This is a genomic window from Erwinia pyri, from assembly GCF_030758455.1.
Lineage (GTDB): Bacteria > Pseudomonadota > Gammaproteobacteria > Enterobacterales > Enterobacteriaceae > Erwinia > Erwinia pyri.
This window is the reverse complement of the sequence record NZ_CP132353.1, coordinates 3,358,929-3,376,243: the sequence shown is the minus strand read 5'-3', so window position 1 is coordinate 3,376,243 and position 17,315 is coordinate 3,358,929. Positions and strand designations below refer to the sequence as shown.

16 protein-coding genes are annotated in these 17,315 nt (G+C 57.8%); 6 read left to right on the top strand and 10 right to left on the bottom strand.

The features are described 5' to 3' along the window. The first annotated feature begins 185 nt into the window (after window positions 1–185). Window positions 186–1,910, top strand: a complete 1,725-nt coding sequence (ushA, locus tag Q3V30_RS16010) for a bifunctional UDP-sugar hydrolase/5'-nucleotidase UshA (RefSeq protein WP_428979267.1) — start codon at window positions 186–188, stop codon at window positions 1,908–1,910. Between the two features lie 110 nt (window positions 1,911–2,020). On the opposite strand, the gene Q3V30_RS16005 is transcribed toward ushA, so the two are convergent. After that, window positions 2,021–2,452 (bottom strand): multidrug/biocide efflux PACE transporter, encoded by a 432-nt coding sequence (locus Q3V30_RS16005; RefSeq protein WP_306207338.1) that lies wholly within the window; start codon window positions 2,450–2,452, stop codon window positions 2,021–2,023. Between the two features lie 88 nt (window positions 2,453–2,540). Here Q3V30_RS16005 and Q3V30_RS16000 point away from each other — a divergent pair, with 88 nt between their 5' ends. Continuing rightward, window positions 2,541–3,410: a LysR family transcriptional regulator gene (locus Q3V30_RS16000; RefSeq protein ID WP_306207336.1), complete on the top strand. Its 870-nt coding sequence runs from the start codon at window positions 2,541–2,543 to the stop codon at window positions 3,408–3,410. Window positions 3,411–3,492: 82 nt separating this feature from the next. Here the strand turns inward: Q3V30_RS16000 and ybaK are convergent, their stop codons facing one another. From ybaK to copA, 3 genes are all read right to left on the bottom strand, one after another. Further along, window positions 3,493–3,972, bottom strand: coding sequence for a Cys-tRNA(Pro)/Cys-tRNA(Cys) deacylase YbaK (gene ybaK, locus Q3V30_RS15995; protein WP_306207334.1), 480 nt, complete (start codon window positions 3,970–3,972; stop codon window positions 3,493–3,495). Between the two features lie 173 nt (window positions 3,973–4,145). Further along, window positions 4,146–4,946 (bottom strand): TraB/GumN family protein, encoded by an 801-nt coding sequence (locus Q3V30_RS15990; RefSeq protein WP_306207332.1) that lies wholly within the window; start codon window positions 4,944–4,946, stop codon window positions 4,146–4,148. A gap of 92 nt (window positions 4,947–5,038) precedes the next feature. Then, complete coding sequence (copA, locus tag Q3V30_RS15985; protein WP_306207330.1) at window positions 5,039–7,543, bottom strand: copper-exporting P-type ATPase CopA; 2,505 nt, start codon at window positions 7,541–7,543, stop codon at window positions 5,039–5,041. A gap of 96 nt (window positions 7,544–7,639) precedes the next feature. Between copA and cueR the strand changes: the two genes are divergently transcribed. Next, the gene (gene cueR / locus Q3V30_RS15980; RefSeq protein WP_306207328.1) at window positions 7,640–8,050 is read left to right on the top strand and encodes a Cu(I)-responsive transcriptional regulator; all 411 of its coding nucleotides are present in this window, start codon (window positions 7,640–7,642) and stop codon (window positions 8,048–8,050) included. Window positions 8,051–8,054: 4 nt separating this feature from the next. Here the strand turns inward: cueR and Q3V30_RS15975 are convergent, their stop codons facing one another. Next, on the bottom strand, window positions 8,055–9,062 hold the full coding sequence (locus tag Q3V30_RS15975; RefSeq protein ID WP_306207325.1) for a GntR family transcriptional regulator: 1,008 nt from the start codon (window positions 9,060–9,062) through the stop codon (window positions 8,055–8,057). Window positions 9,063–9,192: 130 nt separating this feature from the next. Between Q3V30_RS15975 and Q3V30_RS15970 the strand changes: the two genes are divergently transcribed. Then, window positions 9,193–10,386, top strand: coding sequence for an ABC transporter substrate-binding protein (locus tag Q3V30_RS15970; protein ID WP_306207323.1), 1,194 nt, complete (start codon window positions 9,193–9,195; stop codon window positions 10,384–10,386). Here the strand turns inward: Q3V30_RS15970 and Q3V30_RS15965 are convergent. The 5 genes from Q3V30_RS15965 to tesA all read right to left on the bottom strand — a co-directional run bounded on the left by Q3V30_RS15965 (window position 10,355) and on the right by tesA (window position 14,181). Further along, the gene (locus Q3V30_RS15965; protein WP_306207321.1) at window positions 10,355–10,822 is read right to left on the bottom strand and encodes an NfeD family protein; all 468 of its coding nucleotides are present in this window, start codon (window positions 10,820–10,822) and stop codon (window positions 10,355–10,357) included. The two genes, Q3V30_RS15970 and Q3V30_RS15965, sit on opposite strands and share 32 nt — an antisense overlap. After that, complete coding sequence (locus tag Q3V30_RS15960) at window positions 10,819–11,736, bottom strand: SPFH domain-containing protein (RefSeq protein ID WP_306207319.1); 918 nt, start codon at window positions 11,734–11,736, stop codon at window positions 10,819–10,821. The genes Q3V30_RS15965 and Q3V30_RS15960 overlap by 4 nt, the downstream gene beginning before the upstream one ends. 81 nt (window positions 11,737–11,817) lie before the next feature. Further along, window positions 11,818–12,675: a co-chaperone YbbN gene (locus Q3V30_RS15955; RefSeq protein ID WP_306207318.1), complete on the bottom strand. Its 858-nt coding sequence runs from the start codon at window positions 12,673–12,675 to the stop codon at window positions 11,818–11,820. 77 nt (window positions 12,676–12,752) lie between these two features. Continuing rightward, window positions 12,753–13,526 carry an SDR family oxidoreductase gene (locus Q3V30_RS15950; RefSeq protein WP_306207316.1) on the bottom strand — a complete coding sequence of 258 codons (774 nt, stop codon included), beginning with the start codon at window positions 13,524–13,526 and terminating at the stop codon, window positions 12,753–12,755. A 31-nt stretch (window positions 13,527–13,557) separates the two neighbouring features. Further along, window positions 13,558–14,181 carry a multifunctional acyl-CoA thioesterase I/protease I/lysophospholipase L1 gene (gene tesA, locus Q3V30_RS15945; RefSeq protein ID WP_306207314.1) on the bottom strand — a complete coding sequence of 208 codons (624 nt, stop codon included), beginning with the start codon at window positions 14,179–14,181 and terminating at the stop codon, window positions 13,558–13,560. Between tesA and ybbA the strand changes: the two genes are divergently transcribed. Together ybbA and ybbP are read left to right on the top strand one after the other, a co-directional pair. Next, window positions 14,152–14,838 carry a putative ABC transporter ATP-binding protein YbbA gene (gene ybbA, locus Q3V30_RS15940; protein ID WP_306207312.1) on the top strand — a complete coding sequence of 229 codons (687 nt, stop codon included), beginning with the start codon at window positions 14,152–14,154 and terminating at the stop codon, window positions 14,836–14,838. The genes tesA and ybbA overlap by 30 nt on opposite strands. Then, complete coding sequence (ybbP, locus tag Q3V30_RS15935; protein WP_306207310.1) at window positions 14,835–17,252, top strand: putative ABC transporter permease subunit YbbP; 2,418 nt, start codon at window positions 14,835–14,837, stop codon at window positions 17,250–17,252. Before ybbA ends, ybbP begins: the two co-directional genes overlap by 4 nt. Window positions 17,253–17,315 lie beyond the last annotated feature (63 nt).

Here is a 17,315-nt window from a genome sequence, read left to right as displayed (position 1 = left end):
GATGATGACGTTTATTTTTTTGCGGGCCGGTAAAATGGGCAGAGATAAGGCATCAGCATTGGCCCGCACGATTATCCTGCGGCATAATCGACGAATAGTCACAAATAAATGACATTCATGCCGTAAATTTTGACAAACGCTTTGCGTTTGAGCGATTCATAACAAGGAGATCCGTTGTGCTTTCATTGAAAAAAAAGCTTCTGCCTGCCCTGACGCTGGTCCTGCTCACTACGCCCCTGCTGGCGCAGGCCTGGGTTAAAGATCGGGTCTATAAATTTACGGTCCTGCACACCAACGATCATCACGGTCACTTCTGGCCAAACGATCGCGACGAATATGGCCTGGCTGCACAGAAAACCATGATGGATCAGATCCGTTATGACGTGCAGGCGCATGGCGGGCAGGTGCTGATCCTGTCGGGTGGGGACATTAATACCGGCGTGCCGGAATCTGATTTGCAGGATGCCGAACCCGATTTTCGCGGCATGAATCTGGTGGGATACGATGCGATGGCTATCGGTAATCACGAATTCGATAATCCGCTCTCCGTACTGCGCCAGCAGCAAAAATGGGCGAAGTTTCCGCTGCTTTCGGCCAACATTTATCAGAAAAGCACCGGCAAGCGCCTGTTCCAGCCCTATGCCTTGTTTAATCGCGTCGGGTTGAAAATTGCGGTTATCGGCCTGACCACCGACGACACGGCAAAGATCGGCAATCCCGAATTCTTCACCGATATGGAATTTCATAAACCTGCCGCTGAAGCCAAAGCGGTGGTAGAAGAATTACGCAAAAACGAGAAGCCGGACGTGATTATCGCGGCGACCCATATGGGCCACTACGATAACGGCAATCATGGATCCAACGCACCGGGCGATGTTGAGATGGCGCGTGAGCTGCCCGCAGGCTATCTGGATATGATTGTTGGCGGCCATTCGCAGGACCCGGTCTGCATGGCGAAAGAGAATGTCAAACAGGCTGACTACGTTCCGGGAACGCCCTGTCAGCCAGATCGCCAGAACGGCACCTGGATTGTCCAGGCTCATGAATGGGGCAAATATATTGGCCGCGCTGACTTCACTTTCCTTAACGGTAAGCTGACTCTGGAACATTACGAGCTGGTGCCGATAAATCTGAAGCACAAAGTGAAAAACGCCGACGGCAGTGAAACCTGGGTCAATTACACCCCGGAGATCGCCAAAAACCCGGCGATGATGAAGCTGCTGACCCCCTTCCAGAAAAAAGGGGAAGCGCAGCTGGGGGTGAAAATTGGCAGCGTCAACGGCCATCTTGAGGGCGACCGCAGCAAGGTGCGTTTTGTTCAGACCAATCTCGCCAGAGTGCTCCTGGCTTCGCAGATAGAGCGGACTAAAGCTGATTTCGCGGTCATGAGCGGCGGCGGCGTCCGGGACTCGATTGAGTCCGGCACCATTACCTATAAAGATCTGCTCAAGGTACAGCCGTTCGGCAATACGCTGACCTATGTAGAGATGAAAGGTAGTGAGGTGGAGAGATATCTCGCCGTGGTGGCGAACAAGCAGGTCGATTCCGGCGCCTATGCGCAGTTTGCCAACGTCAGCCTGATTGCCGATGGCAGCGGCGTGAGCGAGATCAAAATCAAGGGCGAGCCTCTGGATCCAGAAAAAACTTACCGTATGGCGACGCTGAGCTTTAATGCCACAGGGGGCGACGGTTATCCGCCTGTTAACCAGTTACCCAGCTATGTGAATACCGGGTTTATTGATGCGGAGGTGCTGAAGCAATATATTCAGACCCATTCACCGCTGGAAGCCGCAGCTTATGCGCCGAAAGGAGAGATTGTTTATCAGAAAAAAGCGCCTGAGCCGGTAAAAGAGAAACCGACAAAGCCTAAAATCTGGCGTCTGTTCAGAATTGATACCGCCATGAATTAAGCGCTGATAGAATCAGAAAAACTCCCGGCGCCTCCGTCTGAAGTCAGCAGGGGGATAAAATAGCAGACAAAAAAACGGCACCTTTTACGGTGCCGTTTTTATCGTGAGGACTAGGCCTGACACTGCTTTCGCGCCAGCACTTTGGCGCGCAGGGCGTCATACACCCAGTTATAGGCCACCGTGTAGGGCAGGAAGAAGAGGAAGAAAGAGACCTCCAGTAAAAATGCCTGCCACACTCCAGTGCCCAGCATCCAGGCCGCAATCGGTAACCCGATGCCGATAAAGCCGCCTTCAAAGCCCACGGCATGCAGGATACGCAGCTTCAGCCCGCGCTTCATCCCAGGGGGCACCAGCCGGTCAAAACCCGCGTTATAAAGCATGTTCCAGACCATAGCTACCGTTGAGAGCATGATGGCTAACGCACCCATCTGAAACAGCGGCTTCTCCATGATCCAGGCGGCAAGTGGGGAAACCAGCAGGATCGCCAGCACCTCGAAGCCTGCGGCATGACAAAAACGTTCTTTCAGCGTTCTGGTACGCATAAATACTCCCTGGTTGAAACTGAACGCTATTTTCCCGGTTTTCTTTGCTAAGATAAAATGATGTTCTATCGAAAAAAGCGATACTTCGTTGCGATACTCACCGGAATCTTTACTGGCCTTTGTGAAGACTGTGGAGAGCGGTTCGTTTTCTGCCGCCGCCCGCGCGCTGCGCAAAAGCCAGTCCACCATCAGCACCGCCGTGGCGAATCTGGAAACCGATTTAGGGTTCGCTCTTTTCAGCCGTGAGGCGCGTTCGCCAGTCCTCACTGACAACGGACGGCGCGCACTGGCTCAGGTGCAGGAAATTTTACGGGCCAGCGCGCAGCTTGATGAACTGGCTGTCAGGCTGGCAGGAGAAGTTGAGCCCTGCCTCAGCCTCGCTATTTCTGACTTCTGGCAGGCGGATTACCATGAATCGTTGCTGAAGCGTTTTGATGCCCGCTATCCGGAGATAGAATTTGAATGCATGATCGCTGAAGATGCCGATGTGATCGACCTGCTGCAGGCGGGAAGGGCACATATCGGCGTGATCCGCGTGCAGCCTGATTATCCGCAAGAGATCGCCACGGCAAGGTTGCAGGTGGAGGCGCAGATGGCGATCTATCTTCATCATGAGCATCCGCTGGCGCAGGAGCCCCGGGTCAGCGAGCAAAAGCTGAAAAATGTGCGGCAGCTCTGCCTTAATACCTGGATTGAGAGCGAGCGCTATCAGTCCGGGAAGGGGATCTGGTCGGCGCCCTCTTATCTGCTGCTGCTGGAGATGGCGGAGCAGGGCTTTGGCTGGAGCATTCTGCCGCGCTGGCTGGTGGAGCAGTTTGGTCATCAGCTCCTGCGGGAGCTTCCGGTCACCGGCTGGCCGCAAAAAATTTCGGTGGATGTCGCCTGGTCACGAAGCTCGCCGCCAGGCCCCGCCGGGCGCTGGATGATTGACCAACTGCTGGCACAAACGGCGGAGTAAATCGCTTCCCCCGGCTGGCGGGACTTCCTGAGGCTATCCACTGTTTTTACCGCAGATGTATGAAGGATAGCCTGGCAAAACGCTATGCTTTGCGGGCAATATCCGCAAAGCGGGCATTCAGCAGCCGGGCTAAATCTGCCGGAGAGAGTTCAATTTCCAGCCCGCGCTTACCGCCAGAGACAAAAATGGTCGGGAACTGCTGCGCCAGGCTGTCCACCACCGTGGGCAGCCGCTTTTTTTGCCCCAGCGGGCTGATGCCGCCAAGCAGATAGCCGGTGGTGCGCTGGGCAATCTGCGGATCGGCCATATCCACTTTCTTCGCTCCCAGCGCCTTCGCCACCTGCTTCAAATCGAGCTGGCTGGCAACGGGCGTCACCGCCACCGCCAGGGTTTTATTGTCCCCGTTCAGCGCCACCAACAGCGTTTTATAGACCTGCTCTGCATTCTGGTTGAGTTTACGCACCGCTTCATCACCAAAATGTGTTTCATTATTGTCGTGCTCGTAGGCGTGCAGTTCAAAGCTGACCTGCTGTTTTTCGAGAAGTTTTACGGCGGGCGTCATAGATGGTCTCCTTCTGCAGCGATCGTAGTGGCCCTTTCACGGTGAAAAATAGTGGCGAAAATCCAGGCTTTAGGCGACAATCTGCCCCCCGTCAGCAACCTGATTGCTGGCGGATAACTAAAATCATAAAAAAATTCCTCTTTGACGGGCCGATAGCGATATTGGCCTTTTTTTTATCTGCCGTTCAGCAGATCGGGCAGGTTGCCATCGCCATAGAGATGCAGCGCGCCCACGGCCACCACATATTTACCCTGCGGTAACGCGGCTAACATCTCCGCCCAGCGCTGGTTTCTTTGCAGCATCAGAACGTCGTTCAGCGTGCTGTTAAAGGTGGTGGGAAGCGCCTTCTGCTTCTGACCCGGCGGGCTTTCCAGCCACCAGCCAATCATGGTTTGCAGCAGCCGGGCATTGGTATGCCAGTGGATCAGCGTGTCCTGAAGCAGCGTCAGCCCGTTATCCGGCAGCGCTTTCAGCAGGGCCAGCTGAGTTTCAGGGCCTTCCAGCTCAATCACCGGTTTTTGCAGCGCCCTGGCCGCCTTCAGTAACTGGAAGTCGATACCATATTCCGCCCGTAAGCCCAGACGCTGTGCCTGCTGCGCCTGCAGCATCAGCGCGACCTGCCAGGCTGGCAGCGTATCGATCACCTCCGGGCTGATAGCCACCTCCTGGCAGAAATGCTGCAGGCGGGCCAGCTCATCAGCCGTTAAACGCTCCGCCAGCGGCGCACAGATCTCACTTTCGCCGAAAGGGGAGGTGCTGGCGGTGATATCAGCTTCTACAATTAACGCATCCGCCTGAGCTAACCGCGCCTGCAGTAAAGCAGGCAGGGGCATCATATCTTGCGTACCCATATGGATACTGCCCACCAGATGCAGCTGGCTCTGGCCGGTGGTCGCATCCTGCGCCGGATAGACATAGCGCGTTGGCGACAGTTTCTGCCAGATCGCCGCCACCTTTCGCAAGAGTTTTCCCATACTTTCCGCCTTCTCAGTGTTCAGCTCATGCTAACGGTTTAACTGACTGAGTAACAGGTAAAAAAGGCGCAGGCCTGCGGGAGAGATCGCCGCTATTCTGCTGGCGGTTTATACCTCACCAGGCGATTTGCATTGCTGACCACGGTAATTGATGACAGCGCCATTGCCGCCCCGGCCACCACCGGATTCAGCAAGGTGCCGGTCAGCGGATAGAGAATACCGGCCGCAATCGGGATCCCCAGCGCGTTATAAATAAACGCCCCCAGCAGGTTTTGTTTCATATTGCGTAAGGTTGCTTTGGCTATCGCCAGGCCATCTGCCACGGCATTCAGATCCTGACGCATCAGCGTTATTCCGGCGGTTTCAATCGCCACATCGCTGCCGCTGCCCATGGCGATCCCCACATCCGCCTGTGCCAGAGCCGGCGCATCATTGATGCCGTCGCCCACCATCGCTACGCGGTGGCCCTGCCGTTGCAGGTCGCGTATCGCCTCCGCTTTGCCCTCGGGCAGCACACCAGCAATGACGTTATCCACTCCCGCTTCTTTAGCGATGGCCTGAGCGGTGATTTTATTATCCCCGGTCAGCATCACCAGATGGTAACCGCGCTGGCGGAGGCGCTTCAGGGCGGACACGCTCTCGCTGCGCAGCGGATCGCGAATAGAGAAGAGCGCCACTATCTGGCCCGCTGCCGCCAGCATCACCGGGGTGATGCCTTTAGCCGCCTGCGCGTCAATCTGCAGGCGAAGGTCGTCTGTCACACTATGCTGCTGTTCCATTAACGCGCTGTTACCCAGCCAGAGCTCACTGCCGTTAACTTTACCGCTTACGCCCATTCCCGGTATTGTACGAAATTGCTCAATTGCGGGCAGGGAGGCCTCGCCCGCTTTTTCCAACAGCGCCCGGGCAAGGGGATGAGAAGAACCCTGCTCCAGCGCGGCTGCCCAGGCGAGGACCTGCTGTTCATCAGCGCCGTTAAACAGCGTGATATCCACCACGCGCGGTGTTCCCTCTGTCAGCGTGCCGGTTTTATCAAAGACCAGCGTGGAGAGGGTGCTGGCCCGCTGCAACGCATCGGCATCCCGCACCAGCACGCCATACTCTGCAGCACGTCCGACACCCGAAATGATCGACATCGGTGTGGCCAGCCCTAAGGCGCAGGGGCAGGCGATAATCAGCACGGTGGTGGCGATCACCAGGGTATAGACCACCTGAGGCGCCGGGCCTGCAAAGAACCAAATTGCTGCGCTGAGCAGGGCAACAGCCACGACAACAGGCACAAACACCGCTGAAATTCTGTCGGCCAGCCTGCCGATTTCCGGCTTGCTGCTTTGCGCCTGACGCACGCTGTTTATGATGCGTGAAAGGGTTGTGTTCTTACCCACAGCGCTGGCGGTAAACAGCACGCTACCATCCTGTAGCACCGTACCGGCATGAATATCATCACCGCTCTGTTTCTGCTGCGGCATCGCTTCGCCGGTCAGCATCGCCTCATCCAGCCAGGCTTCGCCCTGAGCGATCGTTCCATCGACAGGCACCCGGTCGCCGGTGGTCAGACGCAGGGTCATGCCGGGCTGTACGTCGCTGAGCGGCAGGACGCGTTCGCCCTCATCGGAGATAACGCGTGCGGTTGGCGGCGTTAAATCGAGTAATTTTTCCAGCGCCTTTGACGCCCGCTGACGACCACGCTGTTCCAGCATATGGCCAAGATTGATCAGGCCAATGATCATGGCGCTGGCTTCATAGTAAAGATGTCGCGCTTCAGCAGGAAACGCATCAGGCCACAGATTCACCGTGATGGAGTAGAGCCAGGCCGCTGCGGTGCCCAGCGCCACCAGGGTATCCATCGTCGCGGTGCCTTTCAACAGGCTGCGCCAGGCGCTACGGTAAAAATGGCCGCCAGCCACTATCATCACCAGCAGAGTGATAATCCCCACGGCGAGCCAGCCTGCGCGGTTGCTCTGGGTGAGCATCATGTTGTCGCCCGCCATCCCCCAGAGCATCAGAGGAATGCCAAGCGTCAGCGCAACGGCCGCCTGCCAGCGAAAGCGGCGTACGGCCTGTTGGGCGGTTTTTTGCTGCTTCTCACGCCGCTCGACGTCATCTTCAATGACCTCTGCGCCATAGCCCGCCTCTTTTACGGCGCTGACCAGCGACTCAGGTGCGGCATCGCCCATCACCAGCGCGCTGCGCTCGGCAAGATTGACCCGCGCCTGAGTGACGCCGCTCACCTTCTGCAGCGCACTCTGAACGCGACCGACACAGCTGGCGCAGCTCATGCCATCAATCAGCAGATGGAAGCTTTGGGTCGCCGGAAGCTGTTGAGGGGCCGCTGCCAGCGCTTCCGGCTGAGATTCTGTTTCTGTCAGCGGTTCACACTTTGGGGAAGCTGCGTCCTCTGCCAGGCTGGCGTGATAGCCCGCCTGCTCAACGGCAGCAATCAGATCGCTCGCCTGGGCGTTGCCGGTGACCCGGGCTTCAGCGATCGAGACTTCCGCCTGCTCCACATCCGCACGCTGTTCCAGCGTCTCTTTCACGCGTTTTACACAGTGGCCGCAGGACAAGCCATCCAGCGCCAGTATCGTAGTATGTGACATGTTCTGAACTCCCGTTTATCTGGTTTGACCCCACTGGGGTTTTACAGTAGTAATAAAGAATAAACCTTCCATCAAGGTGAAGGTCAAGGAGTGAAGATGAATATCAGCGAGGTGGCAAAAAAAACCGGTTTAACCAGTAAGGCTATCCGTTTTTATGAAGAGAAAGGGCTGGTTACGCCGCCGCTGCGCAGTGAAAACGGCTATCGCAGCTACTCCGCGAAGCATCTGGAAGAGCTGATGCTGTTGCGTCAGGCGCGGCAGGTTGGGTTCAACCTGGAAGAGTGCCGCGAGATGGTACAGCTGTTTAACAATCCTCAGCGCCACAGCGCCGATGTTAAAGCACGCACGCTGGATAAAGTAGCGGAGATCGAAGCGCATATTCAGGAGCTGACGCAGATGCGCGAACGTCTGCTTGCGCTGGCGGCCAGCTGCCCAGGCGATGAGAGCGCCGAGTGCCCGATCATCAATGACCTGGCGGGCTGCTGCCATACCCCGAAAACGGCCTGAGTCTTCAGCTAAGACGAACCAAATAGGGCGGCAGTTCCGGCACCGGAAGAATGGAAAGCACCTTAAGCTTTTGCAGCGTTCTGGTTTGCGACCGTTCCAGGTGTTCGCGCAGCGCCTGAGCGGCTAAATCCCACTGCTGCTGTAGCAGCAGCTCATACACCCTGCGATGCTCACTGATAATCGAGTCATCTATCGGGATGGCCAGCCTCTCGTAAAAGATCAGGGTCACAATCAGGGGCGACTGGCTCTGGCGGAGGATCTGCATCATCGTGCGGTTGCCCGCTGGCGCCAGGCAAAACAGATGCAGATCATCTTCGATCTCTTCAAGCTCTGCGGAACTGACCCGTTTTCCTTCAAGCTTATTCAGACGCGCGAGGTTTTGCAGGATCTGCTGCTGCGTCAGGTGCGGCGCCGCTTTTCGCAATGCTGTCGATTCAAGGCTGGCGCGGATCTCATAATGGTCAGCGATCTCTCTGGCGGTCAGCGGCCCTGCCAGCCATTGCGCATAAGGCTCTTTTTCCACTAATCCTTTATCACGCAGGCGCATCAGACTTTCGCGGATGCTGTTTCTGCTGACGTTGTAAAACCCGGCGGCACGGGCTTCGTCCAGCTGGTAATGGCCAAAAACCATGCAGGTTGCCAGCGCCTCCTGCAGGCTTTGCAGCACTTTTTCACCGGTGCTGCGGGTATCAACCAGTTCACTTTGCTGGTCCAGCCCCAGCACGCTGCGGGTCAGCGTTATACGCTGCGGCTCAACCGCTTCATCCTGACGGGCGGCAATAAAGCCCCGCCCCTCAAACCGGGTAATCACTCCCTGCTCATGAAGCAGACTCAGCGCCTGCCGGACCGGCACACGGCTGGTGCCAAACAACTTTGCCAGTGGTCCTTCAAGCAGAACCAGCCCGCGGGGAACCTGAGGAGAAGTGATGGCGTCATGCAGGATCTGGCGGATCGTTTCATAACGCGCCGGCCCCCTGGCCTCAATTTTCACCTTTTCGCTGTCGTTGAGCATCCCGGATCCTGTTCCCCCGCTGCCGAAAAAAGCATTATGCCACAGGCATGAGATACACTGTCATCGCAGTTCAATACTGCAGGTGCGCCGTTATGCGTTTTCCGCTGCCTTCTTTTATGGGTGAAATGTCATGAACTCCGCTGTTATGGCGAAAAATCCGGTCACACTGCGCGTACTGGGAACCTCTGTAACCCTGCTGGAGCAGCTCCGGCTGCGGGCAGAGCGCGATTTGGGCATCAAAATAGAGTATTTGCTCCACAGCGTGGCAGATGCGCAGCGTATCGCGGTGATGGAGCCGGAAAGCTACGATCTCTACGATCAGTGGTTCCACAATATCGATTTTGTCTGGCCCGCCCGCGCTATCCAGCCGCTTGAGATTAGCCGTCTGCATCACTGGGACGAAATTAACGATCTGCCAAAGTTGGGGACGCTTATTCCGGGCGGAAAACCGGGCAAGGGCAGCGTCCCGGTGAACCGGCTCTATGTGCAGCAGGATGGCACGCTGTCCGGGCAGCCATCCGGGCTTATCAGCATGCTGCCGCTGACTCACAACGCTGACAGCTTTGCCTGGCGGCCAGACCAGCTACCCGCCGGGTTAAGCCATGAGGAGGAGAGCTGGAGCTGGCTGCTGCATCCCGCTTTTTGCGGGCAGGCTGCGCTGCAGGATGATGCGGCGATTGGCGCGCTGGACGCGGTGCTGGCCGTACAGGGCGCCGGGCTGGGTGAGTTTGCTGATGTGGGTAATCTGAGCCTGGAAGAGATAGACCACCTGACCGGCGTGCTGGTGCGTTTGCAGCAGCAGGGGCATTTTGCTGCCTTCTGGTCTACGCCGGAGCAGGCTTTTGCCCTGGCTGAGCACCACCAGATCGGCATACAGAGCCTGTGGGCGCCCACCTGGTTCCGCCACCATTTTCGTCAGAGCGGCTACCGGCTGGCTACGCCGCGTGAAGGGTATCGCGCCTGGTACGGCGGGCTTTCTCTGTCGCGCTGCGCCACAGGAGAAATCAGGGATGCGGCTTATGCCTACCTGAACTGGTGGCAATCGGGCTGGCCCGGCGCGGTGATGGCGCGACAGGGCTATTACATCTCAAATCCGGAACGATCGCGCGCACATCTCTCTGCTGCAGAGTGGGACTTCTGGTATGAGGGGAAAGCGGCCACGGAAGAGCTGCCTGATGCCAACGGGAAACCGCTTATCGCCAGAGGTGAACGTCGCGACGGCGGCAGTTACCTGCAGAGGATGAGCCATATTGGCGTCTGGAATTCGGTGATGGATGAGCATAACTATCTGGTCAGACGCTGGCACGATTTCCTGCGCGCCTGACAATCCTCAGGGTCACGCCTTCCACGGCCACCACCGTGACGGGCGTGCCGGCCGGAAGGTTTTCTGTCGCCTGCACGCGCCAGCCGCTGTCGCCAATTCGCACGTGGCCGAAGCCATCAATCAGCGCCTCCTCCAGCGTCAGCTCGCGGCCAATCAGCTGATTGCCGCGTTGATTAAGCGAGGAGGGGGGCTGCTGCCGATCGCGTCCTTTCAGCCATCTGTACCACCAGAGCGCGGAAAGGATAGTCAGCAGGGCAAAGCTGAGTCCCTGCCACTCCCAGGGTAACGGTACCAGCCAGACCAGCACGCTGACCAGCACCGCCGCCACGCCGCTCCAGAGCAGATAGCCGCTGGCGCCCAGCATTTCAGCAGCCAGCAGGATGCCGCCCACCGACAGCCAGAGCCACCACGGGTTGGCTATCAGCTCGGCGATCATTTTACGCCCCGATCTTTTTTGGTCTCGCTTAGCAGCTCGGAAATCCCGGCGATAGATCCCATCAGGCTGCTGGCCTCCAGCGGCATCAGCACCATTTTGCTGCTGTTTGAGGTGCCAATTTTTTGCAGAGCATCGGTGTACTTCTGTGCCACAAAGTAGTTGATGGCCTGAATGTCGCCAGCGGCAATCGCTTCAGAGACCATTTTGGTAGCGCGCGCTTCCGCCTCGGCGCTTCGTTCACGCGCTTCAGCCTGAAGGAACGCGGACTGACGCTCCCCCTCGGCTTTCAGGATCTGTGACTGCTTTTCACCTTCTGCCCGCAGGATCGCCGCCTGACGGACGCCTTCCGCTTCCAGAATATCGGCGCGCTTGGTTCGTTCCGCTTTCATCTGCGCATTCATGGAGGCTATCAGCTCCGCCGGTGGCCGGACGTCGCGGATCTCGATGCGGGTAATTTTCACCCCCCACGGATTGGTCGCCTCATCCACGATCCGCAGCAGCCGGGTGTTGATGTTATCGCGCTGTGAGAGCATCTCATCCAGCTCCATAGAGCCGAGCACGGTACGCATATTGGTCATGGTGAGGTTAACGATAGCCAGCTCAAGATTGCTCACCTCATAAGCGGCGCGCGGGGCATCCACCACCTGCGTAAAGCAGACCGCATCAATGGTCACGCTGGCGTTATCTTTTGAGATGATCTCCTGAGAGGGGATATCGAGCACCTGCTCCATCATGCTGATCTTGCGACCCACACGATCCATAAAAGGCACCAGCAGATTCAGGCCGGGCTGCAGCGTTTTGGTATAGCGGCCAAAGCGCTCCACGGTCCACTGATAGCCCTGTGGGACGATTTTGATCCCTGACCAGACGATGATCAGGGCCAGCACGATAATAACGGGAATCACAGTCAGCATATAACCTCCGGATTGTTGTTACATGGGCCGATTCATTCGGCCCAGTCCCGTCCAGCAGCATACTGGATGGGTTGTAAAGTTTTAGTAGAGCAGGGCGTAGAGTTGACGACGGTATTTCGCCGCCAGCGCATCTCCCGTTCCCAGCGCTGCCAGAATTTCCTGCAGCATTTTGCGCGCCTGGCCATCAGCCGCGCCTAAATCTTTTTTCAGGAAGCCAAACAGCAGCTCAAGCGCCTCTTCATTACGCCCTACGTGATGCAGCTGCACCGCCAGCTTGGTCGCCAGCTCGGCATTTTCCGGCTCCTGTTCAATCTGCTGCTGCAACTGCTGGATCTCTGGCGTATCGGCAGCCTGTTTCAGCAGATCGATCTGCGCCATCAGTCCCTGATAGCGGGTATCTTTATCCTGCAGCGGCACCACGGCAAGCACGGCCTCAGCTTCTTCGCTACGGTTCAGCGCAATCAGCGCTTCTGCCAGCAGGAACCCCATCTCGCTGTTCTGGTTGCTCAGCTGCCAGGCCTCTTTTAACAGCGGCAGCGCATCCAGCACTTTACCCTCTTCCATCAGCTGCATGCCTTCCTGCGCCTTCAGCTCCTCCTCTTTCGGCAGCACTTTCTGCAGCAGGGCGCGGATCGCCTCTTCAGGCTGCGGCCCCTGGAAGCCGTCAACCGGCTGGCCATCCTGGAACAGATAGACGGTAGGCACAGAGCGCAGGCCGAACTGCTGCGCTACCGCAGGCTCTGCATCGCAGTCCAGCTCTGCCAGCACAAACTGCCCGGCATACTCCTGCGCAAGGCGCTCCAGAACGGGCGTCAGCTCCTGGCAGTGCTGGCTACGGGCGGACCAGAAATAGAACAGCACCGGCAGCTGCATCGACTGCTCAAGTGTCTGTTGCAGGTTGGTTTCGTTAATCGTAACTATTGCGGCTTGTGGTGACATGAATTCGTCTCTTTTACAGGGTTTCTTACTTTATTGGGGCACAGCGCGGCGCTTCAAGGCTTATCGCCGCTTTGTGCTTATTTCCCACGCAGAATGCGATCCAGCATCCAGCCCGGCAGCAAACGGCGTAACACCGTCATACCCTGCGCGACCAGGGTCACCGGGTAGCGAAGGCGGGGGTGCCTGCTCTCTAAAGCATGGCGTAATTTCGGTAAAATTGCCTCAGGCGGTAGCGTGAAGCGGGCGGCGATGCCGGGATTTTTTACCGGTTTATCCTGCTGAGCCTGGCTGACGTTATCGGTAAAGCGGGTGTGAATAGGGCCAGGTTCAATCAGACTGACGCGCACACCGCTGCCGTGCAGCTCCATCCGTAGCGCATCCGACCAGGCTTCCAGCGCATATTTACTGGCAGCATAAGCGCCCCGTCCCGGCGTAGAGATAAGCCCCAGTACGGAGCTGGTGTTGATTATTCTCGCCTCGCCGCTGGCACGCAAAGCGGGCAGCAGCAGGGTTGTCAGCTGGTGCGTGCCAAAAAGGTTAGTCGCAAACTGCTGTTCCAACTGCTGGCGGCCGATCGATTCCAGCGGGCCATAAACGCCATAGCCGCCGTTGTTGAACAGGCCATAAAGACGGTTTCCGCTCAGCGCGATAATTTCCGCGGCAGCCCGCTCCACGCTCTCGCTGCTGTTCAGATCCAGCTCGATGCCGGTAAACCCAAGATCGTTCATGCGCAGTACATCTTCCGGCTTCCGGCAGGCGGCTAAAATCTGATAGCCACGGCGTAATAAATCGTTGGCGGCCACCAGGCCAATACCGCTGGAACAGCCGGTTATTACTATGATTTTTTGCATAACTTTACCTGTGAGCCGTCTGCAAACCCCGTTACTCGTGCTTAACTAGGGGAGCCAGTTCTTTTGCCATCAGGCCGGCAATAAAGGGCTGCGCATCGGGATTAGGGTGGATCCCATCCTGTTGCATCCATTCCGGCTTCAGATAGACCTGCTCCATAAAGAAGGGCACCAGCGGAACGGAAAACTCTTTCGCCAGCTTCGGGTAAATGTCACTGAAAGATTCGGTATAGCGGCGGCCATAATTGGCCGGTAAACGAATTTGCATCAGCAGCGGCTGGGCATTTGCGGCCTTGATCTGAGCAATAATTTTACTGAGATCCTGCTCGATCTTCTGCGGTGGGAATCCGCGTAATCCGTCGTTTCCTCCCAGCTCTATCAGTACCCAACGCGGCTGATGCTGTTTCAGCAAAGAGGGCAGCCGCGCTAGCCCCTGGGTGGCGGTATCGCCACTTATGCTACCGTTAATAATGGCCGGGGATTTCTGCCATTTATCATTGAGTAACGCAGGCCACGCGGTGGCGGCAGACATCCGGTAACCGGCGCTTAAACTGTCGCCCAGCACCAGCAGCTTGTCTGCCGCCGTCGCCATCTGCGTCATTAAAGCCAGTAATAACAGGACAGGGTAATGCCAGCGGAAAACATTCTTGAAGTTCATCGTCTTAGTAAGTCCGTCGGTCAGGGTGATCATCAGCTTTCCATCCTTACCGGAGTTGAGCTGGTTGTCAAACCGGCTGAAACCATTGCGTTGATCGGCGAGTCCGGTTCCGGGAAGTCTACTCTGCTGGGGATCCTGGCGGGACTGGATGACGGTTCTGAAGGCGAGGTGTTTCTGCTTGGCTCGCCGCTTCATCAGATGGATGAAGAGCAGCGCGCTGAACTACGGGCAAAAAGCGTCGGGTTTGTTTTCCAGTCCTTTATGCTGGTGCCCACGCTAAATGCTCTGGAAAACGTTCAGCTTCCAGCCTTGTTAAAAGGCGAGAGCGATCGTCAGAGCCGTGAGCAGGCTCAGGCACTGCTGGCCCAGCTTGGCCTGGCAGAGCGACTGACGCATTTGCCGTCGCAGCTTTCAGGTGGGGAACAGCAGCGTGTGGCGCTGGCCAGAGCCTTTAACGGGCGGCCTGCACTGCTGTTTGCCGATGAGCCGACGGGTAATCTGGACCGTAAAACGGGCGATCGTATCGCCGATTTACTCTTCTCCCTCAACCGCGATTTTGCCACCACGTTGATCCTGGTGACTCATGATGAGCAGCTTGCCGCTCGCTGCGACCGGCGGCTGCGGGTGCGTGACGGCAAGCTGTGGGAGGAAGCATGATCTGGCGCTGGTTCTGGCGCGAATGGAAATCACCTTCGCTGCTGATAGTCTGGCTGGCGCTGACCCTTGCGGTGGCCTGCGTGCTGGCTTTAGGTTCGCTCAGCGACAGAATGGAGAAGGGGCTGACTCAGCAAAGCCGCGACTTTATGGCCGGTGACAGAACGCTGCAAAGCTCACGCGAAGTGCCGCAGGAGTGGCTGGATGCGGCGCGCAAAGAGGGGTTGCAGGTAGGGCGTCAGCTCACCTTTATGACCATGACCTTTGCTGCTGATACGCCGCAGCTGGCATCCGTTAAAGCGGTGGACGATCTCTATCCGATGTTCGGCAAGCTGGCAACAGAACCGGCAGGAGTGAAACCCGCAGTGGGAACGGTGCTGGCGGCTCCGCGCCTGCTGGCGCTGCTGAATCTCAAGACCGGGGCGAACCTTGATGTGGGTGATACCACGCTGCGCGTGGCAGGGGAGGTGATTCAGGAGCCTGATTCGGGCTTCAACCCTTTTCAGACCGCGCCAAGGCTGCTGATGAATCTGGCTGACGTGGGCAAGACCGGGGCGATACAGCCCGGCAGCCGTGTCACGTGGCGCTATAAATTTTCGGGTACGCCAGCGCAGCTCAGCGCCTATGACCGCTATATCGAAACCCGCATCAAGCCGGAACAGCGCTGGATAAGCGTTGAGAACTCGGAAGATGCGCTGGGGAAATCGATGCAGCGGGCGCAACAATTTCTGCTGCTTTCGGCGCTGCTGACGCTGCTGCTGGCGATAGCTGCCGTAGCGGTCGCTATGAGTCACTATTGCCGCAGCCGCTACGATCTGGTGGCGGTGCTGAAAACGCTGGGGGCGAATCGCGCAGCGTTAAGAAAACTCATTGTCGGACAGTGGCTGGCGGTATTGCTGCTGGCAGCCCTCTGCGGTGGCGCGATGGGGATGGGCTTTGAAGTGCTGCTGCAGCAGATGCTGAAGCCTGTTTTACCTGGGGAGTTACCGCCAGCCAGCGCCTGGCCCTGGCTGTGGGCCATCGGCTCACTGTTTATTATTTCTCTGCTGGTGGGGCTGCGCCCTTACCGTTTACTGCTGGCGACGCAGCCCTTACGCGTTCTTCGGCGCGATGCGGTTGCCAACGTCTGGCCGCTGAAATATTACCTGCCAGCGATGGCGCTGGTGGTGATTGGGCTGCTGGCGATGCTGGTGGGCGGCAGTAAGCTGCTCTGGGCGCTGGTCGTCGGTATCGTGCTGCTGTCGCTGTTACTGGGCGCTATCGGGTGGGCAGGACTGCTGCTGCTGCGTCGGCTTAGCGTCCGTAATCTGGCGTTCCGGCTGGCGATCAACCGGTTACTGCGACAGCCCTGGACCACCCTCAGTCAGCTGGCAGCTTTTTCGCTGTCGTTTATGTTGCTGGCCCTGCTGCTGGTGATGCGCGGCGATCTGCTCGATCGCTGGCAGCAGCAGCTTCCGCCAGGCAGCCCGAACTATTTCCTGCTCAATATGACTCAGGACCAGGTGCCGCAGGTAAAAGCGTTCCTGGAACAACATCACGTCATGCCGCAAACCTTCTATCCGATTGTCCGGGCCAGGTTGACCTCTCTTAATGGCAAACCGGCCGATCCGGCGATGGATAACGCCCTTAACCGGGAACTCAATCTGACCTGGCAGGCACAATTACCGGATCACAATCCGTTAACGGCAGGGAGCTGGCCGCCGGGCAAAGGCGAAGTTTCAGTCGAAGAGGAGCTGGCAGGCAGGCTGGGGGTGAAGCTGGGCGACACCCTGACCTTTACTGGCGATACCCAGGACTTCTCGGCGAAAATCACCAGTCTGCGTAAAGTAGACTGGGAGAGCCTGAAACCCAACTTCTTCTTTATCTTCCCTGCCGGCGCGCTGGATGGCCAGCCCGCTACCTGGCTCACCAGCTTCCATCTGGAAGGCAACAATACGCTACTGGCAGAGTTAAACCGGCAGTTCCCGACGCTGAGCTTACTGGATATTGGCAGCATCCTGCGCCAGATTGGTCAGGTGCTGGCGCAGGTAAGCCAGGCGCTGGAAATCATGGTGGTGCTGGTCACCGCCTGCGGCGTGCTGCTGCTGCTGGCGCAGATTCAGGTAGGTATGCGCCAGCGCAGGCAGGAGCTGGTGGTCTGTCGTACGCTGGGAGCCAGCAAAAAGCTGCTGCGGGGGACGCTGTGGTGCGAATTCGCGCTGCTGGGCGCAGTGGCAGGCGTTGCCGCCGCAACGGGTGCGGAAGCGGCATTATGGGGATTGCAACGCAAGGTGTTCGACTTCCCGTGGGAGCCAGACTTCCTGCTGTGGTTAGCGCTGCCGCTGACCGGCGCGATCCTGCTCTCCCTGTGCGGGGGCTGGCTTGGCGTCCGGCTGTTGAAAGGCAAAGCGCTGTTCCGCGGCTTTAATGGGGTTTAGCCAGCCTGACTCCACCATTATCAAGGCCGGTGCAAACCGGCCTTTTACTTTCCTGCCGGACAC